At 62.8% G+C, this 24,412-nt stretch carries 19 protein-coding genes and 1 pseudogene; 12 read left to right on the top strand and 8 right to left on the bottom strand.

The window, feature by feature from the left end; all coding sequences use genetic code 11:
- Positions 1 to 33 precede the first annotated feature (33 nt).
- Positions 34 to 597 (top strand): TetR/AcrR family transcriptional regulator, encoded by a 564-nt coding sequence (locus YH3_RS05950; RefSeq protein WP_007734140.1) that lies wholly within the window; start codon positions 34 to 36, stop codon positions 595 to 597.
- Between the two features lie 250 nt (positions 598 to 847).
- Positions 848 to 1,216 carry a cupin domain-containing protein gene (locus YH3_RS05945; protein ID WP_007734139.1) on the top strand — a complete coding sequence of 123 codons (369 nt, stop codon included), beginning with the start codon at positions 848 to 850 and terminating at the stop codon, positions 1,214 to 1,216.
- 26 nt (positions 1,217 to 1,242) lie between these two features.
- Here the strand turns inward: YH3_RS05945 and recD are convergent, their stop codons facing one another.
- From recD to recC, 3 genes are read right to left on the bottom strand one after another with little or no spacing between them, the layout of a single operon-like run.
- Entirely contained in the window at positions 1,243 to 3,111 is a 1,869-nt protein-coding gene (recD, locus tag YH3_RS05940) for an exodeoxyribonuclease V subunit alpha (protein ID WP_054188060.1), read from the bottom strand.
- Positions 3,108 to 6,425: a UvrD-helicase domain-containing protein gene (locus YH3_RS05935; RefSeq protein ID WP_064443110.1), complete on the bottom strand. Its 3,318-nt coding sequence runs from the start codon at positions 6,423 to 6,425 to the stop codon at positions 3,108 to 3,110. Before YH3_RS05935 ends, recD begins: the two co-directional genes overlap by 4 nt.
- Positions 6,426 to 6,428: 3 nt before the next feature.
- Positions 6,429 to 9,710 carry an exodeoxyribonuclease V subunit gamma gene (recC, locus tag YH3_RS05930; RefSeq protein ID WP_064443109.1) on the bottom strand — a complete coding sequence of 1,094 codons (3,282 nt, stop codon included), beginning with the start codon at positions 9,708 to 9,710 and terminating at the stop codon, positions 6,429 to 6,431.
- Positions 9,711 to 9,807: 97 nt separating this feature from the next.
- On the opposite strand from recC, the gene YH3_RS05925 reads away from it, so the two are divergent.
- From YH3_RS05925 to YH3_RS05910, 4 genes are all read left to right on the top strand, one after another.
- Positions 9,808 to 10,641 carry an ABC transporter ATP-binding protein gene (locus YH3_RS05925; protein ID WP_003945415.1) on the top strand — a complete coding sequence of 278 codons (834 nt, stop codon included), beginning with the start codon at positions 9,808 to 9,810 and terminating at the stop codon, positions 10,639 to 10,641.
- Positions 10,638 to 11,468 (top strand): ABC transporter permease, encoded by an 831-nt coding sequence (locus tag YH3_RS05920; protein WP_042449422.1) that lies wholly within the window; start codon positions 10,638 to 10,640, stop codon positions 11,466 to 11,468. The genes YH3_RS05925 and YH3_RS05920 overlap by 4 nt, the downstream gene beginning before the upstream one ends.
- Positions 11,465 to 12,262: an ABC transporter permease gene (locus YH3_RS05915; RefSeq protein ID WP_003945590.1), complete on the top strand. Its 798-nt coding sequence runs from the start codon at positions 11,465 to 11,467 to the stop codon at positions 12,260 to 12,262. The genes YH3_RS05920 and YH3_RS05915 overlap by 4 nt, the downstream gene beginning before the upstream one ends.
- Positions 12,263 to 12,340: 78 nt before the next feature.
- Entirely contained in the window at positions 12,341 to 13,423 is a 1,083-nt protein-coding gene (locus YH3_RS05910) for an ABC transporter substrate-binding protein (protein ID WP_031332841.1), read from the top strand.
- Between the two features lie 10 nt (positions 13,424 to 13,433).
- On the opposite strand, the gene YH3_RS05905 is transcribed toward YH3_RS05910, so the two are convergent.
- Positions 13,434 to 14,033, bottom strand: coding sequence for a TetR/AcrR family transcriptional regulator (locus YH3_RS05905; RefSeq protein ID WP_050655894.1), 600 nt, complete (start codon positions 14,031 to 14,033; stop codon positions 13,434 to 13,436).
- A gap of 118 nt (positions 14,034 to 14,151) precedes the next feature.
- Here YH3_RS05905 and YH3_RS05900 point away from each other — a divergent pair.
- A pseudogene (locus tag YH3_RS05900) lies at positions 14,152 to 15,097 on the top strand (alpha/beta hydrolase family protein).
- 17 nt (positions 15,098 to 15,114) lie between these two features.
- Here the strand turns inward: YH3_RS05900 and YH3_RS05895 are convergent.
- A complete protein-coding gene (locus YH3_RS05895; RefSeq protein WP_050655893.1) occupies positions 15,115 to 15,471 on the bottom strand; it encodes a hypothetical protein in 357 nt (118 codons plus the stop codon).
- 125 nt (positions 15,472 to 15,596) lie between these two features.
- On the opposite strand from YH3_RS05895, the gene YH3_RS05890 reads away from it, so the two are divergent.
- The gene (locus tag YH3_RS05890; protein ID WP_050655887.1) at positions 15,597 to 16,031 is read left to right on the top strand and encodes a cupin; all 435 of its coding nucleotides are present in this window, start codon (positions 15,597 to 15,599) and stop codon (positions 16,029 to 16,031) included.
- Here YH3_RS05890 and YH3_RS05885 read toward each other — a convergent pair.
- Entirely contained in the window at positions 16,020 to 17,225 is a 1,206-nt protein-coding gene (locus YH3_RS05885) for a cytochrome P450 (RefSeq protein WP_064112430.1), read from the bottom strand. The two genes, YH3_RS05890 and YH3_RS05885, sit on opposite strands and share 12 nt — an antisense overlap.
- A gap of 139 nt (positions 17,226 to 17,364) precedes the next feature.
- Between YH3_RS05885 and YH3_RS05880 the strand changes: the two genes are divergently transcribed.
- The 3 genes from YH3_RS05880 (at position 17,365) to YH3_RS05870 (ending at position 21,103) form a co-directional block, all read left to right on the top strand.
- Complete coding sequence (locus YH3_RS05880; RefSeq protein WP_047269612.1) at positions 17,365 to 18,225, top strand: SDR family oxidoreductase; 861 nt, start codon at positions 17,365 to 17,367, stop codon at positions 18,223 to 18,225.
- Complete coding sequence (locus YH3_RS05875; protein ID WP_003945787.1) at positions 18,222 to 18,950, top strand: acetoacetate decarboxylase family protein; 729 nt, start codon at positions 18,222 to 18,224, stop codon at positions 18,948 to 18,950. The genes YH3_RS05880 and YH3_RS05875 overlap by 4 nt, the downstream gene beginning before the upstream one ends.
- A 95-nt stretch (positions 18,951 to 19,045) precedes the next feature.
- Complete coding sequence (locus YH3_RS05870) at positions 19,046 to 21,103, top strand: neutral/alkaline ceramidase (protein ID WP_064443108.1); 2,058 nt, start codon at positions 19,046 to 19,048, stop codon at positions 21,101 to 21,103.
- An 81-nt stretch (positions 21,104 to 21,184) separates the two neighbouring features.
- On the opposite strand, the gene YH3_RS05865 is transcribed toward YH3_RS05870, so the two are convergent.
- Positions 21,185 to 22,381, bottom strand: coding sequence for an MFS transporter (locus YH3_RS05865; protein WP_064443107.1), 1,197 nt, complete (start codon positions 22,379 to 22,381; stop codon positions 21,185 to 21,187).
- Positions 22,382 to 22,524: 143 nt separating this feature from the next.
- Between YH3_RS05865 and YH3_RS05860 the strand changes: the two genes are divergently transcribed.
- Positions 22,525 to 22,971 (top strand): MarR family winged helix-turn-helix transcriptional regulator, encoded by a 447-nt coding sequence (locus YH3_RS05860; protein WP_064443106.1) that lies wholly within the window; start codon positions 22,525 to 22,527, stop codon positions 22,969 to 22,971.
- On the opposite strand, the gene thrS is transcribed toward YH3_RS05860, so the two are convergent.
- Positions 22,968 to 24,188 carry a threonine--tRNA ligase gene (thrS, locus tag YH3_RS05855; protein ID WP_064443105.1) on the bottom strand — a complete coding sequence of 407 codons (1,221 nt, stop codon included), beginning with the start codon at positions 24,186 to 24,188 and terminating at the stop codon, positions 22,968 to 22,970. The two genes, YH3_RS05860 and thrS, sit on opposite strands and share 4 nt — an antisense overlap.
- Between the last annotated feature and the right edge of the window lie 224 nt (positions 24,189 to 24,412).

Genomic DNA, 24,412 nt, shown 5'->3' with positions numbered 1-24,412 from the left:
CTCAACAGTGGTGAACCCGTCAATGGAGGTAGCGTGAGATCGCCGGTTGGGGAGGGTCGAGAGCGACTGTTGCAGGCACTGTTCGACGAGTTCGGTGAAACCGGCCCAAGCCCGAAGCTGTCGATGCGCCAAGTAGCGGAACGACTCGGAGTGCACCACACGCTGCTGACCTATCACTTCGGATCACGACCGGGACTCCTCAGCGCCGTGCTGTCGGAAGCTCGCCGCCGTGACAACCTCGTCATCGCCGCGATGGGCAAGGATCTCGGGTTCGCGGCCCTGTGCAGGGCGATCTGGACCTTCTACTCGAACGCCGAGCACGAAGATCGAAGCCGCACCTTTTTTCACCTGGCCGGACTTGCGGTTTACGAGCACAAAGCATTTCAAGATTTCGCCGCCGACCTCGACGATTTGGCGCACCTCCTCGAAGCGGCGGCCCTCCGCGAAGGGTTCACAATGGTGGACGCAAAGCAGCAGAGCATCATCGCAACCGCATGTCTGCGAGGACTGTTGCTACAGAGGTTGCTCACCCCCGACGCCGAGGTCGACGCGGCAGCCGAGCGCTTCATCACCTCGTTGACAGCGTCCACCACGTAAACCCCTCATACACAACCGATCACCCCCGTTCGAGATCACCGGCGCGGGGGCGTTTTCCCTGGGCTCGGGCATGTTTCGGCGTGAGACGGTTCCCTGAGCCCCGGTTGAATGATGGTCGATCACCCTTTCGACATCTGTACGAGCGAAACGCCGAAAGATGCGACAAGTGAATGTATCCCGGCTCAGCAGACACACGACATCATCGACAAGTCCGATGATTCACATGAGTTTCGAAAGTCAGGATTGAATTGTGACCATTACCTTCCGTGCCGCAGAGTTGAACAGCGCAAGTGGGATCTTCCAGCAAGCACTGCTCGGCCAACCCAGTGCAGAGCCACTCGGCGGAGACATCATCACTCGTGCAGATGTCGAGTTCACCAGTGACGACGGCCGCATTCAATCCGGAGTCTGGGAGAGCGAACCGGGAAAGTCGCGGTGGGAGTTCCTCACCCGCGGCGAGATCATCACCATCGTCTCCGGCGCCATGACCGTGGAGGAGGACGACGGCGATCCCGTACATCTCGTTGCCGGTACGAGTGCAATCTTCCCAATCGGATGGAAGGGTACGTGGACGGTCACCGAGACCGTACGCAAGGTGTTCGTCGTATACAACGAATGACCAAGAGAATCCGCAACATCCGACTTTCACGGCCCGTCGTACGGACGGATCTCCCGACGCAGCCCACTTGCCCTGAGTACCTGTCGCTGCACTCCCGCCCTCACGGAATCCTCGGTGCCGATTACTCTCACATGGTTTCTGGCGCGAGTGATCGCCGTGTACAACAACTCCCGAGTCAGCAGTGACGACGCCTCGGCCGGCAACATCACCGATACGGTGTCGTACTGGCTGCCCTGGCTCCGGTGAATCGTCATCGCGTAAACCGTCTGCACCGACGAGAGTTGGCTCGGGTGAATCAGAAACGCATCACTGCCCCGCTGGAATGCGGCAATAGGCACGCCATCCTCACGCTGCACGATCACCCCGGCATCCCCGTTGTAGATCTTCGCCTCGTAGTCGTTGGCCGTCACGAGCAGCGGTTGGCCCGGATACCACCGCGTCGGGTCAAGAAACTGCCCTGATGCCGTGCCGACCCACTCCATCGCCTGCTGCGCCCACCTCCCGACACCGTACGGTCCGTCACGGTGGGCGCACAGAAGGCGGTGCGATTCCAAGCCTTTCAGCGCGCCGATCGCATCACCCACCTCGGCCGACGCCGTCACCACCTCTGAACTCGCAACGATGTCGGCGCGCAATGCGTCAACATCCTCGGGCGAATGGAAGGAGACGGCTGGATCACCGCTGCGCAGGATACGCAGAACCTCAGCGGAATCTCCCGCTCGAACTGCCCTGGCCAACGACGCGATGGTTCCGTCGAAGCGGCGCCCGCGTGAGAGTTGAATGATCCCGCCCCGCAGACGATCCTGTTCATCCGCACTCAATGCCTCTTCGGAACCAGTGGCCGTGAGATCGTCACCCACCAACTGTGTCAGCGTCGGATTTCCACTGACCTTTACCGGGCGGGCGACAAGATCAGCAAGAACAGCGCCCGCGTCGACTGAGGTCAACTGATCGGGATCGCCGACGAGCAGTAGCCGGGCATCGGGGCGAACGGCTTCGAGCAGGCGCGCCATCAACGTGAGGGAGACCATCGACGTCTCGTCGACGACGACCACATCGTAGGGAAGTCTGTTGGTCGCATTGTATTTGAAACGACTCGAACTCCCCCGCTGCCAACCGAGTAGGCGGTGCAGGGTCATGGCCGCGAGTTCTTCGGGAAGGCCAAGGCTCGCGGTCTGCTCACGTACGGACTCCTGCAGCCGTGCTGCGGCTTTACCCGTCGGTGCGGCCAGACCGATGCGAGCATTCGAACCCAATTCCTCCGACAGGAGAGCGAGAATACGTGCGACCGTATGGGTTTTGCCGGTTCCGGGCCCACCGGCGATGACGGTGGTCCACTGTGTCGCGGCGAGAGCAGCTGCTATCCGTTGACGATCCGGCGCGATGGTCGGCCCGTTCTCGTCGACGAACAGCGAATCCAGCCGCGTTCGGACCGCTTTCAGGTCGGCGGGCGGCCACGTGGACGCCCGCTCGTCGAGCACTCGCCGAATCGTCTGCTCCTGCAGAAAATATCGATCGAGGTAGAGGAGTTCACCGTCGTCCGTGTCGACCAGCCGGAGCGGTCTGAGAGGTCCGGCGTTTCCGCCGATCACCAGAGGGCTCAGCCGAAGGGCGGCAACGATCTCCGACGGTTCGGGCCACGGCAACGACGCAAGTTCCTCCTCCGTCGCATTGTCGACGCTCACATCACGCATCCGTCGTAGATCGAGGCATACCGAACCTGATCGCACGGCCCGAACTGCCAACGCCGCGGCCAGCATCACTTCTTCGGAAGTTTCACCGCCCAGGCTGCACACTCTCGTCGCGACATGAACATCGGCGGCAACCAGAACCCCGGCTTCGTTGAAGATTCGCACGATCCCTTTGGCGCGCTGCGCCAATTGCGCCTCGGTCATCGAATCTTCTCCCCTACCGTGTGGGACGCATCAAGACCGGCCAGCAGATCCGATAGTTCAACCGTCAGCTGAGCAGGCGGCTTCCATTCGAAGACACCGCATTCCGGCGGGCTGTCCGGGCCGAGCATCCCACGCACGAATTGATACTGCGCGCCCCCGAGATGACGGTGCGGATCGTAGTCGGGCAGGCGCCACCGCAGATACCGATGCAGTGCAACCGAATACAGCAGTGCCTGCAGCGGATAGTGCGAGCGCATCATCTCCGTCGCCATGAGTTCACGCATGTAGTTGGCAGCCGTCAGATCGCCGCGACCGATCCGGTTGGTCTTGTAATCGACGATCACGAACGACGGGCCCGGGATCCGCAAGACTGCGTCGATACTGCCCGTCAGGAATCCGCGCATCGGTGACGTCTCGACACGGTCCAGATAGTCGGCGTACGACGCCAGAATGTCGTCGGAGGAAAGGTGGCGCCTCAACAGTTCCGATACTCCGCGGAGTGTGACACTCATCGACACCGGATCGTCGCCACCGGCCAGTGGGAGTTCGAAATCGAGTTCGGGAAGACGATCTTTCGGCGCGATCGTGGCCAAGGTTCCGAATCCCAAGGGAGTCTGCATCACCAGATACAGCGCATCCGCGAGTGCTTCGGAGTCGACCTCGGCCGCCCGTACCGAGACCGCCTCGGCGCAACGCATCCCGAGTTCCTCTCTCAGATCTGCCGCAGCCGTATCCACCACCTCGAGCACCTCATGCACCAGCGTGCCGAATGCGGCGCCCGCGGGAAGTTCGTTCATCGGTGAAGGGAACGCCTCCAGGGGCGAGGGGGTAACGGTCCCGAGGTCTACGGAATCCTCTGGCTCGTCGTCCTTTTCGGGATCCTCGACCTCGCTGCCCGTGGTCGTGACCGCGTGGTGCGCTCCGGCGGTGAGTGCCGAGTACGACGTACGACGCCACAGAGTGTCCAGGTCTCGATCGAAACGCGCCGCGGCCAGTTCGGTCACGTCCGCAGCCGCTCTGGACCAGTGGACGGGCGAGGGCGGATGGGGACCAACAGGTTCCACCGAGATCACGTCGGAAGCTGCTGCCGGCCAGGTTGCGAGCCGTGCTGCGGTTGTACCGTCGTCGAGCACCTTCACTACCCGAGCAGGTTCGGCGATGCCGGGTGTACGTCCGAGCATCAACCGGTGCAGCGGCGAGCGGGAGGTCCCGTAGCTGGGTGCCCACCAGAGCACGAGTTGGCACTGCGCCCGGGTCAGCGCCACGTACAGCAGCCGCAGTTCTTCGCCCGCTTCTTCGGCCTCCGCAACAGTCTTTCTGGCGTTGTACCCCGGGCCTTCCTGCCCGCCGACGTCGAGGATGCGGCGTCCCTCCGGGTCGTGCAACAGCTGCGTCGGCGAGTTGAAGCCGCCAACGCTCTCCCAACTGAACGGGACGTAGACGATCGGGAACTCGAGCCCTTTGGTGGCATGCACCGTAGCGATTTGCACTGCGGCAGCGTCACTGTCGAGGCGGCGGCTTCGGTCGGTGGCGCTCCCGGACGTCGGGTCCTTGATCCGATCGGAAAGCCAGCGAACCAGTGCGCTCAACCCGAACGCTTCCTCGGTCGCGACGCGACCGAGGAGTTGTGCGACGTGCCGCAGATCGGTGAAATCTCGTTCGCCGGACGGGGCCGCGAGTACACGCTTCTCCAGGTTTGTTTCGGCAGAGATTCTTTCGAACACAGCCGCAAACCCGACGCGTGCGAACAGCCCGGAATAGGAGCGCAGTTGACCTGCAAGTTCTGCAACGACGTTGTCGCCGTCCTTGTCCAGTTCTTCGGAGGTGCGCCCGAAAATCGGCGAGAGGGCCGTCAACCGGACACGATCGGAGCGATGGGGCTGCTCGATCGCCTGCAACAGCCACAGCCACTGGGTCGCACTGGGTGTCGCGAAAACACTGGACCCTCCGGTCAATACGGAAGGTACACCGACGGCATCGAGAGCATCGCGGATCATCGCCACGTGCTTGTGGGTGCGCACCAACACCGCGACGTCTCCCGGTTCGACCGGGCGTGGATCACCGTCGACTGCCAAGCGGGCATCGCCGCCCAGGAGCGCGACCACGTCTGCTGCGACGTCGTCCGCGACGCGACTGCGAAGTCTGCCTACGGCCGGAAATCCCGAACGATTGAGCGGTCCGGCTCCGGTACGGGGCAGATGGCGTACACGCATCGGCACCGGGCCGAACAACCGAGACTTCTTGTGCGAAGCCTCCACCGGATGCGCGACGATGCCTTCGTTGCCGAGTGCGGCACCACCGTAGAGGTGTTCGAGTGCCGCCAACAACCCTGGGTCGCTACGCCAATTGGTGGTCAACTCCTGGTGCGCATCCGCCTGATCGACCGCATCGAGATAACTCAGGACTTCTGCCCCGCGGAACGCATAGATGGCTTGTTTGGGATCACCGACCAGGACCAGGGTGGTGTGACCGTGGAAGGCCAACCGCAGAATGTCCCACTGCAACGGATCGGTGTCCTGGAACTCGTCGATCAACACGACCTTGAACTTTTCGCGCACCCGACGACACGCGACGGGACCGTATTCCGGATCCGTCAATACACCGTGCAACAGCGTCAGCAGATCGTTGAAGTCGCGAATTCCTTTGGTCCGCTTACGTCGTTCGACCTCGACACGAGCAGCAGCCGCGAAGAGGACGCGCTGACCGGGTGCGGTCTCCTCCTCGCCGTCGGGTTCGAGAATTGCCTGACCATCACCGACTGCGCTTCGGGCGATGGCCAGCGCGTCCTTCGTGGAGAACGGTGGAGACGAGTCCGTCCGGCTGTAGCGGCTGAGGTACAAATCCGAGACGACCTCACTGATCAGGTCGTCGACCGACTCCACAAAAGTTGTGTCCGGTTCGCGTTCCCCGGCGATGCCGAGTCCGTCGAGCATCCTCTGACAGAAACTGTGGGTGGTCGTGATGGTGCCGGCGTCGAACTCCGCGAGAGCGCGCAGGAGTCGACGACGCCGCACGCCGATCTCCTCGTCGTCAGCTGTGGCGAGGTACGCCACCAGATCATCATCCGACCGCCTCGCCGCCTCCGGGTCGACCAGAGCGGCGGACACTCCCGCGAACCTCTCCCTGGCACGCTCACGAAGTTCCTGAGTGGCGGCCCTACTGAATGTCACCAGCAGAACTTGCGAAATGTCAGCGAGGCCTTCGGCAACACAACGGGTCGCGAGTCCGACGATCGCGTAGGTCTTGCCAGTTCCGGCGCTCGCTTCCAACACCGTGGTGCCGGTCGGCAGTGGCCCCAGAAGATCGAAGTCCACGGGTTACTCCGCTCTTTCGTTGGTCAGCAACGGATCCCACAGTCGTCGGGCGAGAACTCCGAACCGAGTCGGTTCCTCGGCCCAGACGAACTCGTCGTCCGACGGCGGATCCGCAGCCAACTCCGCAAGTGTTCGAGCCTCTCCGAAAACGTAAGTGTTGCTCGGATCGATCATCTCGCCGTACTGCCCGGTCCACTGGGTGTCCGCACCGTTTGTCGCATCGTCGACCGACTCCCCACCAAAGCGTCGGCGCGCATATTCGGCTGAAGTCGCGGCCCACATCGGCAACGGGCGCTGCAGCCCCCGCTCCCGTAGGTCCACCAATTGCTGCAGTATCTCGACCGCATTGCCCGGCGCATCGAGCACCGACCGTGCCGCTGCTGTCTTTCCCCGACCCCGTCCGATCGAGACTGCATCGAGCGGACCGGGTCGTCCGTGTGATTTCAAGGCGAGGAGATTGATCCAGGCCGTCATCCGATGTTTAGGCGCCAGTGAGGAATACGACGCTCGCACCACTGAATTGCCGTGCACACCGGTTACCGTTCCGGTGAGACGACGCCCGTTACCGAGGTCTATGTCGACGTCGACAGCTTCGGAGTCTCCGTCGAAGTGCGGCAAGGCAAGTCCGGCAATCTGATCGACCACCCATTCGACGTTGCCCAGAACCGTAGCGCCCAGGTTGTAGGGCGGCAGAGTGCCGCGGCGCCACTCGGCTGCACGAAAATCCGCAGAGCTGCGTCCAGCCAAGCGCGAGAGAAGCATTCGGTCACCCAGAGCCCAGGTGGACAGTGGATCGAGCTCGGTTGCCAGCGAATCCGCGATGTCGTCGTCGAGTTCCGGTACCCGGACGCCGAGGCGTTGGCGCAGAAAACCACGCGCGGGATGTACCAGGAAGTTCACCAAGTCGGCGATGTTAACTTCCTTCGGATGCACCTCGGGTAGCTCGGCCGACAAGACTGTCGGCAATTCGACCGGTGTTCCGGAGGCAGCCCTCGCACCGGCCAGCGCTGCCGTGTCGAAGCTGAACGGCTTGTTCGGCGCGAAGTTTCGATTGTCGAACGATTGCAACGGATGCCGTGTCAGCACTCCGTTGATCGCTTCCGGACCCACCGTCGCACTGAGTACGTCGAGAAGGCCACTGAGGGGGATCGCCGGTGGTCTGACGACACCGGTGACCGGATCGGCACCGGTATACAACAGAATCAGATGTTCGCCCGCAGACATCACGGCATCGAGAAGCAGTTGCCGGTCTTCACTGCGCAGATCACGCTCCCCCACAACGGGATCACGTGACAAGATGTCGTCGCCGTCGACTCCACCGGTTCGAGGGAACACCTCGTCGTCGAGTCCGATCAGCACGACCACGCGATGCGGTACCGAACGCATCGGAACCATCGTGCACACCGTCAGTTCGCCGGTTCGGAAGTTGGCACGCGTCGGTCTGCCCGCGAGGCTGCGCGAGAGCATCGCGCGAACATCGGCCAGACGTAACACCGTCTCTCCGCCGAATTCGACAGCAGCTACCAGTTCGCGGTGGGCCCCCGCGCTCTGCCAGGAATCTGCGGGCGCTGTGTCGGTCAGCAGATCCAGGGCCCGCATCAGCACACGAAGCCATTCGGCCGGTGAATGTGGGCCGGCAAGATCGCGAAGCGAGACGGCCAGGCGATCGACGAACTCTGCGAAACGTCCAGTCAGGTCGATGTCTGTGCCGTCCACGTCATCGAGTGGTAGCGCGAGATCCAACCAGGCATTTTCCGATTCGTCCGCGCTGACCCCCAACAAGATTCGGTCCATGGCGGTGTTGAAGGTGTTCTGCGGAAATGCGTCGAGGCCGAACGTGGCACGCTGCCGACTACCGATTCCCCAGCGAGCACCCGCTTCCGTCGTCCATTCCCGCAGTCTTTCCAACTCGTCGTCGCCCCACGAAAAACGTGTGCGGACAGGCTCGGTCGCGGCCAGGTCGAGAACCTCACTGGCTGTGGCCCGGCCGTCGGCCAATTCGAGGAGAGAGCCGAGAACGGCCAGGACAGGATTGGTCTGACGTAATCCGCGGTCTGCCAGCCTTACTCGAAGGAGATGCCCCGGGTGGCCATGGACGCCTTGCCCGAATGCAGCACGAACCAAAGGTGCGTACGTTTCGACGTCCGGGCACATCACGAGTACGTCGCGCGGCTGCAATGTCGGGTCGTCCTCGAACAATCGGAGCAGACATTCGCGGAGCACCTCGACCTGCCGTGCCGGCCCGTGGCAAGCGTGGACCTGAACTGTCCCATCCGGTTCCGCTGCAACGCTGGGAGCACGATCTGCGATGACATCGGCCTTGACCGTCGCCAGGAGGGATTTCGGGCCGGCTGGTTCGGGAAGATGCACCGACTCGAACTCGGCGGCACCGAGGCTGATCTGAAGTTCACGAACGTCGCGAGCAAGACTCGACAGCAACGGATTGGCGGATATCAGCGCTGACCCGTCTTCCGAACGTCGGATCGTGCTCTCGCTTCGAGGCTGCATGCGCGAGCTCATCTTGGTCCACAGCGCGGGGCTGGGATGCGGGAGCCAGACGTGGACGTCCCGATTCGCACTGAGTGCGCTCAAGATCATTCGCTGATCGACCGGCAGCCGTGTCGGCCCGAAGACCGACAAGCGTTCCGGTAGGTCGACCAAGGCCGGGTCCTCGACCAGCGCGCGGCTCACTTGCCCCAGTCGCTCTGCGGGCCCCGGAACCTCGATCTTGTCCGCGACGATGCACCACAGACGTGCCTGCCATTCGAAATCCTCCGACAGCGCCAATCCGTGTCCGTCGGTCAACCGCCCGGCGGCCCAGTCGATCAGCATCTGCGGGCGTTGCGCGGCATAACTGCGGAAGAGGTCGGTGACATGTGTGGCGGAGGCAAACCGTCGACCTTCACGATGGCCTTCGAGATGTTTCGCCAGGACTCCGCACCAGGGCTCGCCGAGGGACTCGTCGATCACATCGAGAACCGTCCACACCAATCGCGTCGGCGACCATGGGTCGTCGTCAGCCGTGATTCCACTGACCGCGGCCACGGACTCCGCGACCAGGCGCGCGGGTGAAGGAAACGCGATGTTCGCAGAAATTCCGTCCACTGCTGACGGTCCGGACGTGCCTAGCTGGGAGGACAGCCGCTGATTGAGCCAACGCTCGACGCCCTTGGCCGGCACCGCAACAGTTTCCCGGGCGAATGGATCCGACAGCGGGGTACGGAGGAGCGTGGCCAACGCCGAGACCAAGGTGTCCGAACGCTCGGCCCGGTACAACTTCAGCAATCTTCGCTCCCCTCACTCCGTCCAGAGGTCCATCTCACCACGGCGCTATGACAGGAGACGCTGAACCAGCCTCACGCAGCGGTGACGCGTAGGCAACATGACCGCAACCGGACGTTCGTACTGTGCGGGAATGACCAGTCCCGTCACCACACCTCGCCCCGCTGGAACCGGTCTCGACATCTCCGGCCTCGGCAAGACCTTCGAGATGGGTCGTCGGTCGGTGACCGCGCTGACCGACGTGTCCCTTCAAACCAGCGAAGGCTCTTTCCTGTCTCTGCTCGGGCCGTCCGGATGCGGGAAGTCCACCGTTCTCCGCATCCTTGCGGGCCTTGATAGTCCGACGTCGGGAACGGCCCTTGTCAACGGACAGTCGCCGGCCGAGTTACGCAAGCGCCGCGAACTCGGAATCGCCTTCCAGGATTCGGCTTTGCTGCCGTGGCGAACAGTGGCCTCCAACATCAAACTGCCCCTTCAGGTTGCCGGCATCGATCCCGACCCCGACCTGATCGCCGACCTGATCGCTCTCGTCGGCCTCGAAGGATTCGAGAAGGCCAAGCCCGCTCAATTATCCGGCGGTATGCGTCAGCGTGTGTCGATCGCGCGATCGCTCGTGGTCAAGCCGAGTGTCCTGCTACTCGACGAACCCTTCGGCGCGCTGGACGACATGACCCGTCAACGGCTCAACATCGAATTGCTCAGGATCTGGACCGAGAAACCCGCGACCACGTTGATGGTGACTCACGGAATCGCCGAAGCCGTGTTCCTCTCCGACGTCGTCGCCGTCATGACGCCGCGGCCCGGACGCGTCCTCGAAGTCGTGCCGATCGACCTGCCGCGCCCGCGTACACCCGAGATGATGCGTACACCCGAGTTCCACGAGATCCACGACTACCTCTCCGGACTGCTCTTCGGAAAAGCAGGCGTCGCATGACAATTACCGATATCGAGAACGTCGCGACCGCGGCGGCGCAGCCATCTGTGCCCCGCCGGATCCGATTGAAGCGTCCGACGTGGTTCGGTGGTGCAGTCGGCATCTGCGGACTGATCACTCTCTGGTGGATTCTGGCGGCGGCCGGTGTTGCGGGAGGCACGATTCCGACGCCGTGGGTGGTTGTCTCGACGATGTTCGACGACGGTTGGTCGCTGTACGGACCCAATTTCACCGTCACGGCTTCCGGTGCGCTGCAGGGCTTCCTCTGGGGAAACCTGCTGGCGATCACGCTTGCCGTGCTTGTCGTTCTCATTCCGCCCATCGAGGGATTGGCCACACAACTGGCGATCCTGAGCTACTGCACACCGCTGTTGGCGCTTGGCCCAATCATCCTGGTCGTCTTCGGCGGCCGGACCCCCACAATCTTTCTCGCCGCAATGTACTGCTTCTTCACCACGATGGTCGGCACACTCGCCGGCCTGAGATCGGCCGACAAGACGAGCCTCGATCTCGTCGCCGCCTACGGCGGTGGGCGTTGGCAGAAGTTCACCAAAGTTCAACTTGTGAGCGCACTTCCGAGCACCTTTGCTGCCCTCAAGATTGCTGCACCTTCGGCCGTACTGGGTGCAATTCTCGGTGAGTATCTCGGCGGGGTGGACAGCGGGATCGGCGTCGCACTAACGGCCGCTCAGACGTCGTACAACGTCCCGCGAACGTGGGGAATGGCTATCGCCGCCGCCTTGCTCGCCGGTCTGGGGTACGCCGTAGTCGCAGCGATCGCCCGGCTCGTCACGCCGTGGACCAGCGCTCCGGGAGCACAGAAATGACCGCGGTACGAGGAACATTGAGATTCCTCGCCCCGATTGCCATCGCCTCGGCGCTGTTGCTTGTCATCTGGGTGGTCTTCCTCAACGCCTTCCCCCAGGTCGGCCCGCGTGTGGGAAAGACGCCGGCCGACGTCTGGGAGTACCTGTTCTCCGGCCCAAAATCCGCCGACGCTCGTTCGGGCATCATCGACAACCTGTTCATCACTCTGCGCGACGCCGGTGTCGGCTTTGCCGTCGGAATGACTGCCGCGCTCGTGGTGGCATCGATCTTCGTCGTTTCCCGCACTGTCGAACAGACTTTCATGCCCGTTGCAATGCTTCTACGATCTGTTCCTCTCGTTGCGATGACCCCGATCATCGTCCTGATATTCGGCCGCGGAATCGTGGGTGTGACAGTCATGGTTGCGATAGTGGTGTTCTTCCCAGCCCTCGTCATGATCATGGTCGGTCTACGTGCCGCTCCGGCTCAGGCACAAGACCTCATCGCTGCCTACGGCGGGAGTCGTTGGACCGCATTGCGAATGGTGTCCGTGCCGTCCGCACTTCCGGCTGTGTTCGCCGCTGCACGAGTATCCGTACCCGGCGCCTTGATCGGAGCACTGATCGGCGAATGGCTCGGTAGCGGCCAAGGCTTGGGTTCGAGCATGATCAAAGCCATTCCGCGCTACCAGTACAACGAATTGTGGGCATCTATCGTGGTGATCACCGTGGTGTCGATCGTCCTCTACGCCGTGGTCGGGATCTTCGAAAGCATCGCTCTGTCTCGTTTCGGTCCTTCGGCGGGCAAGTCGTGACATCTGTTAACACGACCTCAACAAACTCTCTCTCCCAAGCAAACTGAACGAAACCGACTGGCCCTAGTGTTCCGATTCATGACGCCATTCAAGCCCGTCCGCCAGCTGGACCGCAGGGCCTTCTTCCGCTACTCCGCGCTGACCGGCATCGCAGTCGCCGGTAGTGCGTCATTGCTCGCGTGTAGCAGTGACTCCAGCAGTTCGAGTGGCGGAACCACGGACGACGGTTCCGAATTCGGAACAGTTGCAGTGCAGTTGTCCTGGATCAAGAACATCGAGTTCGCCGGTGAGTACTTCGCTCTCGACAAGGGGTACTACAAGGATGCCGGGTTCGGGAATGTAGACCTGGTGGCAGGCGGCGCAGCCGGCACCGGCGTCGAAGCCGGCCTGGACACCGGCAAGGTGTGGATCGGAATGTCCGCACCGCAGCTCACAGCCCCCGCCGTACTCGACGGACTGGAGGCAAAGATCGTCGGTGCGACATTCCAGAAGAACCCGTTTGCGATTGTCAGTTCCGCTGCGGCACCGATCAACTCACCACAGGACATGATCGGCAAGAAGATCGGCGTCCAGGATTCCAATCAGCTCGTCTTCGGAGCTCTCCTGGCAGCAAACGGCCTGACCGAAAGCCAGATGACGATCGTGCCCGCGCAGTTCGATCCGAGCCCCTTGGCGAACGGCGAGGTGGACGGCTGGGTCTCCTACGTGACCAACGAGCCGATCACACTGGCCGCCAAAGGTTTCCCCAACGCCCACTTCCTCTTCGCGGACTACAACCTGCCGTTGGTCGCCGAATCGTTCACGGTTCTCCAGTCCACCATCGACAACGAGAGGGACAAACTCAAGGCATTCCTGAAGGCCGAGATCCAAGGATGGAAGGATGCGGTCGCCGATCCGGCAGAGTCGGCACGGCTTGCCGTCGAGGTCTACGGCAAGGACCAGAACCTCGAACTCGAAGAGCAGATCAAGGAAGCCACCGCACAGAACGATCTGGTGGTGTCGGCAGATACCAAAGCCAACGGGTTGTTCACGATGACACCACAACTGATCGAACAGAACATCGCGGCACTGTCGAAAGCTGGGCTGGAGATTACGGCGGAGCAACTGTTCGACATGTCGATCCTCGAAGAGGTGTACGCCGAGAATCCGGAGCTGATCTGACTGCCGAGCGTCAGCGAACCTCTCGCGCGAGTACGCCCGAGATGAAAAGCTGTACAAGGACCTCGGCCTTGTACCGGCCATCGGACCCAGCACCGATACAAAGGTTTCCGATGCCTTTGAGCACGTTGTACGCATCGACCCGCGAAGCAGTGCCAACGGACTCGAGCGCTGCCGCGAGGAGGGAGTCACATACCGGGACGAGGCGGTCGACGAAGTAGGTATGCAGAGCGTCGGACCCGGCGCTGTCTCCTTGCAGTGCACCGGCAAGCCCATGCTTGGTTACCAGGAACTCCACGAACAAAGCCACCCATGCCCGCAAAGCCGCCTCGGGCGTTGCACTCTCCGCGAGCATCTGTGGGCCCGCGTCCGCACACGCCTCGACTTGGTGTCGGTATACGGCTACCACCAACTCGGGACGCGTCGGGAAGTGGCGGTAGATCGTCCCCATGCCGACGCCGGCCTTCGCCGCAATCTCCCGCACCGGAGCGTCGACTCCGGACTCCACGAACACTGCTGCCGCCGCGTCGAGCAGCGCCTGCTCGCTTCGACGTGGGCGACCGACTTGCTTGGGAGACGCGACGCGCGACTGCTCGTCCTGGGCATCAGCCATGTGCACTCCTCGCTGACTCACATCATATGTTTGCATTACGGAACAACGCTCCGTAATGTTGCGGAGCGACGCTCCGATAAACAGTATCGCAGGGTGCAGCCTCAGCAAGGAACTTGCCATGACCTCATCAATGATCGACACTCTGAACGGCATCATCGGCGCCGGCACCCCGGTCGTCTCCGTTTCCCCCGTCGAGTTGTTCGCCCCCCGATCGACCTGTCCCGCTGGAAGTACGTGTGTCTGCTCCGGCAGCAGGCACGAACCTCCCCGTTGTGGTGTTCTCCCACGGCAACGGCTGGAACCTCGATGGATACTCGCCACTCACGGCATTCTGGGCATCCCACGGATTCGTGGTGATCCAGCCGACACATCTGGACTCGCGCCGGAACGGTTTCGGGTTCGACCACCCGGTTTTCCCGACGATCTGGACTGAGAGGATCGCGGATCTCACACGCATCCTTGATCAGCTCGACACCATCGAATTTGCCGTGCCCGGGCTTGCCGGCCGCATCGACCGCAGTCGAGTTGCCGCCACTGGTCACTCCTGGGGCGGGCAAACCGCTCAGTCGCTCCTCGGAGCAAGGATCTTCGACGAGGCCGGCCAGGTCGGCCAGGACATGTCCGACAGTCGCGTCACCGCGGGAATCCTGTTCGCGGCAACCGGTCTCGGCGGCGAGAACCTGCATCCGTTCGCGCAGGCGAACTTCCCGTTCATGCGCCCCTCGTTCCAGGAACTGACGACGCCGACACTCGTCGTCGCGGGCGACCACGACCAGTCCAAGATGTCCAGCCGCGGACCTGACTGGTTCACCGACGCCTACACGCACAGCCCCGGAGCCACCGACCTCCTGACCTTCTACGGTGCCGAGCACGCACTCGGCGGAATCGTCGGATACGAAGTCGCCGAGACCACTGACGAGAACCCAGAGCGGGTCGCCGCCATCCAACGGATGAGTACTGCCTACCTTCGGACCACGTTGCGCATCGATGAGACCAGCTGGCCAGCGGCCCGGGCCGCATTCAGCGACAACGCCGACCCGATCGGCCGAGTCGACACCAAGTAATGCGGCAGTGATCCGACTTATTGGCCGAAGTTGAACCTGAGATTCGCATTGATCAAGGTGTTGAGCCGCTTTCGCATTCTGACAACCTCCGCCTCGGGCGGTATCGGATCGTCCAAGAAAAGCGTCCAACGCAGCATCGTGCTGTTTCCGACCGCCTCGATGTCGAATCGGATGACGGCGTCGGGTCGGTCCGGCCAGATCGACGACCAGATCACCAGCTCCGGTTCTTCAGCCCTGACGATCTCCGGTGCGATCTCGCTCTCGAGAAGTTCCAGCCAGTGCCGGGCGGGCTGGCGGTACGGATCGATCAATGCCTCGAACATGAAGCGCGCAGGCGGCGGCTGGCTCCGGCGCCTCGTCGCGACTTGCAGCATGGCACGAGCGTAACCGCCTCTCAAGGGCATACCTCTGCCTTCGCAGTGCTGGATCCACGAAAACTGGGATAAACCGGGCATCGACGGAGGACACTCAGGAGCACATCCGTCTGGGAGGGCCGCTCATGCGTAAACGCCATCAGGTTCTGTTTGCAGTGTCCGCAGCGATCGGACTGTCGCTGACGCCGATCAATGCGTCGGCAACACCGAGCACGGGAGTACACGGAGAAATCCTCGGGCAGGTGACTTTCGACGGCAAGGACTACATCCTGCGCCAGATCACCATCGACCCCGGCGGTTCCACCGGTTGGCACTTCCACGACGGGACGCTCTACGCGCTGATCGCGCAGGGCACGTTGAGCCACTACCGATCCGATTGCTCCGTCGACGGGATCTACAGCGCCGGAAATACTTTGATCGAACCGAGCGGTTCAGATCATGTGCACATCGGAAACAACTCGCAGACAACACCATTGGTGCTCGAGGTCGTCTACGTCAATCCGGCGGGCAGCCCCCTCTCCGAAGATGCTGCGCCTCCTAACTGCCAACTACCCGGCTGACGGGGCAGAAGAGTTAAACCGCACCGGCATCGATTCGAGCCCGGACACGAAGTTGGCCGCACGCCGCTGCAACGGCGCGTCGGTGGCAAGTTCCATGTCCGGCAGCCTGGCGAAGAGTTGCTCGAACATGATCCGTCCCTCCAACCTGGCCAGCTGATTGCCCAGACAGAAATGAGTTCCGAAGCCGAAGGCCACGTGCGGATTCGGTGTGCGGCCGACATCGAACCGTTCGGCGTTCAGGAACACGGACTCGTCGAAATTTGCCGATTCGAAGAGCAGCAGCATCTTCTCACCTGCCTTCAGCTGCGCGCCGAAGAAATCGGTGTCACGGGTCAGGGTTCGAGCCATGTTCTTGATCGGCGAGGACCACCGCAGCATCTCCTCCATTGCCAAGGGAATGGCATCGGGATCGTCGACTAGCTCCCGGCGCTGGTCCGGATGGCGCAGTAGCTGTTCCATGCCGCCGCTGAGCACGTGCCGTGTGGTCTCGTCACCGCCGATCAGGATCAGCAGGGATTCGTTGACGATTTCCTGATCGGAGAGGGCTTCGCCGTCGACCGCACTGTGAATCAACGTGCTCACCAAATCGTCGGCCGGGTCGCTCCTCCGCTCGGCGATGGTTCGCATCATGTACGCGGTGAAATCGACGTACGCAACCATCATGGCCTGCAGTTGATCCTGGGAAGCGTTGCTTCCCAATGCCTTCACCAGATCCTCCGACCACCGCAGAAACAACGCGCGTTCCTCCGGACGGACACCCAACATGTCGCCGATGACGGCCATCGGCAGCGGTGCCGCCAGGTCTGCGACGAAGTCGGCTTCTCCTTTCTCACAGACGGCGTCGATCAGTTGATCGCAGATCTCCCGGATACGGCCGGCCTTGGCTTCGACCTTCTTACGTGTGAAACCCGCATTGACCAAGCGTCGACGTGTGAGGTGCTGCGGGTCGTCCATGTCGATCATCTGCGGCAATGGACCGGTTTCGGGGCGGATGCCACCGGCGTTGGAGAACAGTTCGGGATCCCGCTCGGCTGCGACGACGGCGTCGTAACTCGCGGCCGCGGTGATTCCGTTGGCGTCGTCTCGGTACACGGGCTCGTGATCACGCATCCAGGCGTATGCGTCGCGCACATTCCCGAGGTCTCCGCTGTAGAAGCGTCCGTCGATCAAATCGAAGGTCGGTCTGGTAGCCATCACTCCACCTCTCGCACAACCCTTGCCTCAATAAGTAGAACCTGTTCCTATATAGCGTGGGGCGTTTTCACCGAAGCCGGACCGGAAATCCTCCAGAAGCAGCACGCGAGCCCGCCGGAGCAACGACCAGGAGACACGCATGGACGACGACACCGCCTCAGCGGGCATACCCACTTTCGCCGGCACATCGATACTGGTGACCGGCGGCGGTAGTGGCATCGGCCTGGGCATCGCTCGTTCGCTGGTTGGGTCCGGCGCTCACGTCACGATCTGCGGACGCAACAAGGAGAAACTCGATGCTGCCGCCGAATCGATCCGGCAGTCGAGTCCGGAAGGATCGGTCAGCGTCTCCCCCGCCGACGTCACGATCGAGACAGACGTCGTCGCCGCTGTCGCCGCGGCGGTGTCCGTCACCGGAAAGCTCGACGGAGTCGTGGCCTGCGCCGGCGGGAACGAAACCATCGCACCGGTCACGCAACTCGACGTCGACGCCTGGCGCCGCACCGTCGACCTCAACGTCACGGGGACCATGCTGACGATCAAGCACGGCGCGCGGGCACTGGTGGCAGGAGGCGGTGGATCCATCGTCGCGATCTCGTCGATCGCCAGCAGCAACACACATCGCTGGTTCGGCGCGTACGGAGTCTCGAAATCCGGCGTCGACCACCTAGTGCAGTTGGCAGCAGACGAACTGGGCGCCAGCAACATTCGTGTCAACGCGATCCGCCCGGGGCTGACCCGAACGGATCTGGTCGCGCTCATCACCGACGGTGGCCCCATCCTGGACGATTACCTGGCCAACACGCCGCTCGAACGCGTCGGCGAGGTCGAGGACGTCGCCGGACTCGCTTCCTTCCTCCTCGGACCGCACTCCACCTGGATCACCGGGCAGATCATCAACGTCGACGGAGGCCAAATGCTGCGCCGCGGACCGGATTTCCGCTCGATGCTCGAACCCGTCTACGGCTCCGACGGACTCCGCGGGGTGGTGGCGCCATGAGCTACACGATTCTGGGCAAGAAGGTCGAGATGCCCGTCGAAGTTCGCACCGCGTCTGCCTTCATGGCGTTGTACTCGGTACCCAGCACAACCGCGCAGTCGATCATCGATTACACCGGCTTGACCGTGCTCCAGTACCGTCCCGGCCGGGCGCTGTGCGGCCTGGTTTTTGTCGACTACATCGACGGGGATCTGGGGCCGTACAACGAATTCGGAGTGACGTACATGGTGCGCAGCCACACTGCGCCTCCCGAAACCTCGGTGCTGGGAGATCTACGTTCGCTCGCTGCCGGAACTGCAGGGGCACTCATTCACGAGTTGCCGGTGGACGGCGAGTTCACCAAGGCCGCCGGCCGGGAAATCTGGGGATTCCCGAAGGTGCTCGCCGAGTTCGACACCGAGCACGTCGGCTCGGTAAAGCGCGGATCGGTCTCTCGCGACGGCAAACTCATCACACAGTTGAGTGTGAAATCCGGCGTCAGCGTGCCGGGCGGCGGAGCCAACATGTCGTTGGCCGCGTACTCACATCTCGACGGCGCCACCAGGTGCACGTCGTGGGACATGGCACCGACCGGCGTCAAATCGCGCCCTGGTGGAGCCGAGGTTCAACTGGGCAGTCACCCGATGGCGGCGGAGCTTCGGAAACTGGGACTCCCCCGCCGGGCCCTGATGACCACGACCATCAAGAACCTGGCGATGACGTTCGGGGAGGCCACAACAATCTGAGTGTCGGCCGACGGCACCCCTTTCGGTCACGTGTGACTCGGGCTACACTCCTGGACGGTTGACCAACTCGCGTCAGACCGCCCGAAAGGACACTCGTGCAGATCACCCGACGCACCGTACTGGCAGGCGCTGCCGCCGCACCTGCGCTCGCCGCTCTGTCGACGAACCAGGCCGTCGCAGCTTCGCCGGCACGCACCGTTTCACCCGCACGCACCGACAAGTCGTCGGCGTCACTGCAGGTGGGCGTCGGAATTTCCGACGTGACCGGACCGGTCGCCGAAGTCGGCATGATGGGCTACTCGAGCTTCGATCAACGCGCCGAAGGCCTGCACCAGCGAATGCGCGCACGCGCCTTCATCTTCGAGTCCGGCGGGTCGCGGGTCGCCTACGTGTGCGTCGACAACTGCATGATCTTCCAGTCCGTTCATGACGAGGTCCTGCGCCGACTGGCCGGGAGGTTCGGTGACATCTACACCGAACGCAACGTCATGTTGACGGCCATCCATTCACACGCGGCATGTGGTGCGGCCTCGCACAACTACGCGTACAACCTCGCAGTTCTCGGCTTCGAACTGCAGGTGTTCGAAGCCGAGGTCAACGGCATGGTCGAGGCGATCAGCGCTGCGCACGAGAACCTGGCGCCAGGCACGGTCCGTTTCGGGCGGTCCGATCTCACCGATGCCAGCGTCAACCGATCGCGAGTGGCGTTCGACCTCAATCCCGAAGAGGACAAGGCCTACTACCCCGGTGGCAACGACCACCACATGCGTGTCATGCGGATCAGTCGGGGCAGCAAGGACATCGGAGCGATCAACTGGTTCGCCACCCACTGCGCCTCGCTCACGAACGAGAACCATCTCATCTCCGGGGACAACAAGGGCGCCGCGGCGTACTTCTGGGAGCACGACGACCAGGGCGTGCGCTACCTCGACGGCGACACCAGCTTCATTGCTGCGTTTCCGCAGACCAACAGCGGCGACATGTCACCCAACCTCTTCCTCGAGCCCGGACGCGGACCGACCGAAGACGAATTCGAGAACGCACGCATCATCGGGCTGCGCCAGGTTGCGGCGGCTCGAACTGCCTTCGACGCGGCGTCCGACACCGTCACCGGTGGCGTCGACAGTCGGATCATGTACCTGGACATGGCAAATCAGGTGGTGAGCGGAAGATTCACCCCCGACGGACGCGAGCACCGCACCGCTCCGGCCGCGATCGGCGCGGCAATGAGCGCCGGAAGCGTCGAGGACGGACCGGCAATCCCGATCTTCCCCGAGGGCACCCGAAACCCCATGATCGACGCCCTGGGCGGTATGGATGCTCCTGTGCCTCAATGGCTTCAGGACGCACAGGCGCCCAAACTCGTAGTCGTTCCGGTCGGCCTGCTGCCACCGGGAGGATGGGTGCCGAACGTACTCAAGATCCAGATCCTGCGGATCGGTCAGTTCTACATCGTCGGTGGCCCTGCGGAATTCACCATCGTCTCCGGATTACGAGTGCGTCGAACCGTCGCCGAGGAGCTTGGGGTTCCCCTCGAGAACGTCATCTTCCAGGGATACGCGAACTCGTACTCGAGCTACTGCACCACACCACAGGAATACGATTCGCAGCAGTACGAGGGCGGTTCGACGATGTTCGGTCGTTACACACTGCCGGCCTATCAGCAGGGGTATGCCGCCCTTGCAGCCGCGATGCGCGACGGCACCGAACCTCCTCGCGGCCCCGCTCCGGCCGACCTGTCCGGGTTCCAACCCAGCTTCGGACCTGGCGTCGACTTCGACGAGCCCTTGCCGGGAACACAATTTGGCGACGCAACCGTCCAACCCGGCGACACCTCACCGGGTGGGCAGGTTGCCGTCGAGTTCGTCACCGGCCACCCCAAGAACGACACTCACCGAAACGGGACCTTCTACGAGATCCAGCGCAATACCGGCGGATCCTGGACACGGGTCGCCGACGACAACGACTGGTCCACCAAACTGCACTGGCGCCGGGTCGGGAGCAACGGTTCCGTCGTGCGCATCACGTGGGATGTTCCGGCCGATACTCCGGCGGGTACGTATCGAGTCCAACACTTCGGTGCGTCGAAGGCTCGGGGTAGCGGCGCGATCACGCCCTTCTCCGGGTTGACGTCCGAATTCCGCCTCACCTGACCCGCGTGAACGTATCGCTCCCCTTGTTGGACAAGGGGAGCGATACGTTCACGCGATGGGGTCAGAGCGCAATGGCCAGGTTCAGGCGGCGGTCGGGTGCAGCGAGGTGCTCATCGTCGACTGCTCTGACGCTGCCGGGCGGTCGATCTTCGCCGCGACGATCAGGACCAGCAGACCGGCGACGGTGACCGCCGCCCCCATCCAGATCGGGGAGGTGAAGCCGAGTCCCGCGGCGATGGTGATTCCGCCCAGCCACGCCCCGAGCGCATTGCCGACGTTGAAGGCGGCGATGTTGGCACCCGATGCCATGGTCGGTGCGGCCGACGCGTAGTTCATGATCCGCATCTGCAACCCGGGTACCGTCGCAAAACCGAAGGCGCCCATGAAGAACAGCGAGATCACAGTCATGACCTTGCTCTCCGCGGTGGCGGCGAACACGATCAGAACGACGGTCAGGATCGCGAGAATCCAGACCAGCGCCTTCGTGAGCGAACGGTCGGCCGCCTTGGCGCCGAGGAAGTTGCCGACGAACAGGCCCGAGCCGAAGAGGATGAGCAGCCACGGAACGCTGGACGTCGCGAAGCCGGTCACCTCGGTGAGGGTGAAGGCGATGTAGGTGAACGCTCCGAACATTCCGCCGTAGCCGAGGATGGTGATGATGATCGAGAGCCATACCTGCTTGTTGCGGAACGCCCCCAACTCTCCGCGCAATCCGCCGCCGGTCGTGCTGGCGGGTGTCGTCGGGACGAGTGCTGCAATTCCGATCAGGGCGATGACGCCGATAACGGTGATGGCCCAGAACGTCGAGCGCCATCCGAGTTGCTGGCCCAGCAGCGTGCCGAACGGAACGCCGAGAACGTTGGCGATGGTCAGGCCCGCGAACATCATCGCGATGGCGCCGGCGCGCTTGTTGGGCGCGACCATGTCGGCGGCAACCACCGAGCCGATTCCGAAGAACGCACCGTGGCACAGCGCCGCGACGATGCGTCCGCCCATCATGACCTCGTAGGAGGGAGCGAGCGCGGACATCAGGTTGCCGATGATGAACAGCACCATGAGCGAGAGAAGGACCTTCTTGCGCTCGAAGCGGGTGACGGCAGCGGTCAGGAGGATCGCGCCGATCGCCACCGACAGTGCGTAGCCCGAGATCAGGTAGCCCGCGACGGACTCGGTGACCTCGAAATCAGCCGAGATCTCGGGCAGGAGGCCCATGATGACAAATTCGGTGAGGCCGATCCCGAACCCGCCCATAGCGAGGGCAATGAGACCCAATGGCATCTCGATGTTCCTTTCACAGATTTACGCGTAAGCCGTTAGCGGGCGTGTGCATTAGTTGCAGGCGCGCTATAAATAGTTGCACGCGCGCGCTACATGCGCAAGCTGGTAACCTGGAGGCGCAGGAAACGGACAAGGAGAATCACATGGGGATCGCCGACGACGCCGTCGAAATCCGTTCGCAAGGGTGGCGCACGCTCGCAGCACTGCACGGCGCCCTCGACACCGAACTGGAACGCGCGCTCCAGCGTGAGCACAAACTGTCCGTCGTCGAATACACCGTGCTCGACGCACTGAGCCGCCAGGATGGCTGGCACATGCGGATGGCTCAGTTGGCTCGCGCTGCCGCACTGAGCAGCAGCGCCACGACGCGCTTGGTCAATCGACTCGAAGATCGAGGACTATTGACGCGCATCCTGTGCGCCGACGACCGTCGAGGCATCTACACCGAGCTGACGCCGGCCGGCCGCGAGCTTCTCGAAAGCGCACGGCCGACGCACGACGCCACCCTCGAAGCCGCACTCGACGAGGCATGCAAGACACCCGAACTCGCGCCACTGGTGCGCGCCCTCCACGAGCTCCACGTCGGCTAGAAGTCTGCCGGAAGCAGGGCACGCTCTTTGATGCCCGAGACCACCTGAGCGACAAACACACTCGCATCGACGACCACGCGCCCACCACGCGCGGGGACCAGAACGTCGACGGTGCCGCCGTGCACCTCGTTGTCCCCGATCACCGCGATGTACGGGTCACGGTGAGTGCGTGCCTCGCGGATGCGACGTCCCAACGATCCGTCAGGCGCGATCGCCACTCGAACATCGCGAGCCTCGAGATCGGCCCGCAAACGCTCGGCCTCAACCTGATGCCGGTCGCCGACGGGCAGAATCGAGACTTGGTTGGGTGCCAGCCACGGCGGCATCCGCCCTTCGAACCTTTCGATCAAAAGCGCAGTCATGCGTTCCATCGACCCGAGCAAGCCCCGATGGATCATGACGGGGCGAGCCTTGGATCCGTCCTCAGCGGTGTACTCGAGGTCGAACCGCTCCGGTTGATTGAAGTCGAGTTGCACGGTCGAGAGTGTTTCCTCGCGGCCGTGCGCGTCTCGCACCTGGACGTCGATCTTGGGACCGTAGAACGCTGACTCCCCCTTCGCTTCCACGTACTCGATCGAGCGTGCATTCAGTGCTCCGCGAAGGTGATCCTCGGCGTCCGCCCACTGCTCGTCGGTGCCGAGGTACTGCCCCTCTCCCCCTCTGATCGAGAGGCGGTACTCCCGTTCGGCAATCCCCAGAGTCGAGTAGCAGCGCTCGATCGCGACGAGCGCGACGATCACTTCTGCTTGCACTTGTTCACGACTACAGAAGACATGTGCGTCGTCGAGATTGATCTGTCTGACTCGACTCAATCCGCTGAGAACTCCGGAGAGTTCGCTACGGAACATCGAGCCGAGTTCACGAACGCGGAAAGGTAGCTCGCGATAACTACGACCGCGAGCGGCGAATACCTGAGCGTGATGGGGACAGTTAGCCGGACGAAGGAGAAATGACTCTCCGCCTATCTTCATTTCGGGAAACATGTCGTCCGAGAACTTGGACCAATGCCCAGATCTCTCGTACAACTCTTTCTTCGCCATAACGGGGGTATAGACACCCCGGCATCCGGATCGCGCTGCTTGTTCGGCGGCGAACTTTTCGAGTTCGTTCCTGATGATCGCGCCGTCCGGTAACCAGAGTGGGAGGCCCGCCCCGACGATGGGGGTGGTGGCGAAAAACTCCAGGTCGCGCCCAAGTTCGCGGTGGTCAACGCTCATGAGAGCTCTCCGAATAGTTCAAGGGGAGACGCACACGGAGCGACGAAACAGGAAAGCCCCGGGGCGATAACTCCCGGGGCTGAAAGGGTTCGGTCAGCAGTTGCTAAACGATGCGCCGGAAGAGAACCGGCGTCGTCGTGTTGTGCGCAATACTGACCATGTACGTGAGGTTACATCAACTTCCTACCCACCTACAGCCCGAATTGTCGGGCCTCTATGCTGAC

It is taken from the genome of Rhodococcus sp. YH3-3, assembly GCF_001653035.1.
Taxonomy (GTDB): domain Bacteria; phylum Actinomycetota; class Actinomycetes; order Mycobacteriales; family Mycobacteriaceae; genus Rhodococcus_F; species Rhodococcus_F qingshengii.
The sequence above is the reverse complement of the archived record's forward strand: the minus strand, read 5'-3'. Positions and strand labels throughout refer to the sequence as shown.

What these genes read in the sequence shown, in the direction of transcription:
- YH3_RS05895 (WP_050655893.1), bottom strand. Translation starts at nt 15,471, where the DNA reads ATGCTGCAAGTCGCGACGAGGCGCCGGAGCCAGCCGCCGCCTGCGCGC.
- YH3_RS05925 (WP_003945415.1), top strand. Translation starts at nt 9,808, where the DNA reads ATGACCGCAACCGGACGTTCGTACTGTGCGGGAATGACCAGTCCCGTC.
- YH3_RS05880 (WP_047269612.1), top strand. Translation starts at nt 17,365, where the DNA reads ATGGACGACGACACCGCCTCAGCGGGCATACCCACTTTCGCCGGCACA.
- YH3_RS05860 (WP_064443106.1), top strand. Translation starts at nt 22,525, where the DNA reads ATGGGGATCGCCGACGACGCCGTCGAAATCCGTTCGCAAGGGTGGCGC.
- YH3_RS05890 (WP_050655887.1), top strand. Translation starts at nt 15,597, where the DNA reads ATGCGTAAACGCCATCAGGTTCTGTTTGCAGTGTCCGCAGCGATCGGA.
- YH3_RS05910 (WP_031332841.1), top strand. Translation starts at nt 12,341, where the DNA reads ATGACGCCATTCAAGCCCGTCCGCCAGCTGGACCGCAGGGCCTTCTTC.
- YH3_RS05865 (WP_064443107.1), bottom strand. Translation starts at nt 22,381, where the DNA reads ATGCCATTGGGTCTCATTGCCCTCGCTATGGGCGGGTTCGGGATCGGC.
- YH3_RS05875 (WP_003945787.1), top strand. Translation starts at nt 18,222, where the DNA reads ATGAGCTACACGATTCTGGGCAAGAAGGTCGAGATGCCCGTCGAAGTT.
- YH3_RS05885 (WP_064112430.1), bottom strand. Translation starts at nt 17,225, where the DNA reads ATGGCTACCAGACCGACCTTCGATTTGATCGACGGACGCTTCTACAGC.
- YH3_RS05920 (WP_042449422.1), top strand. Translation starts at nt 10,638, where the DNA reads ATGACAATTACCGATATCGAGAACGTCGCGACCGCGGCGGCGCAGCCA.
- recD (WP_054188060.1), bottom strand. Translation starts at nt 3,111, where the DNA reads ATGACCGAGGCGCAATTGGCGCAGCGCGCCAAAGGGATCGTGCGAATC.
- YH3_RS05905 (WP_050655894.1), bottom strand. Translation starts at nt 14,033, where the DNA reads ATGGCTGATGCCCAGGACGAGCAGTCGCGCGTCGCGTCTCCCAAGCAA.
- YH3_RS05915 (WP_003945590.1), top strand. Translation starts at nt 11,465, where the DNA reads ATGACCGCGGTACGAGGAACATTGAGATTCCTCGCCCCGATTGCCATC.
- thrS (WP_064443105.1), bottom strand. Translation starts at nt 24,188, where the DNA reads ATGAGCGTTGACCACCGCGAACTTGGGCGCGACCTGGAGTTTTTCGCC.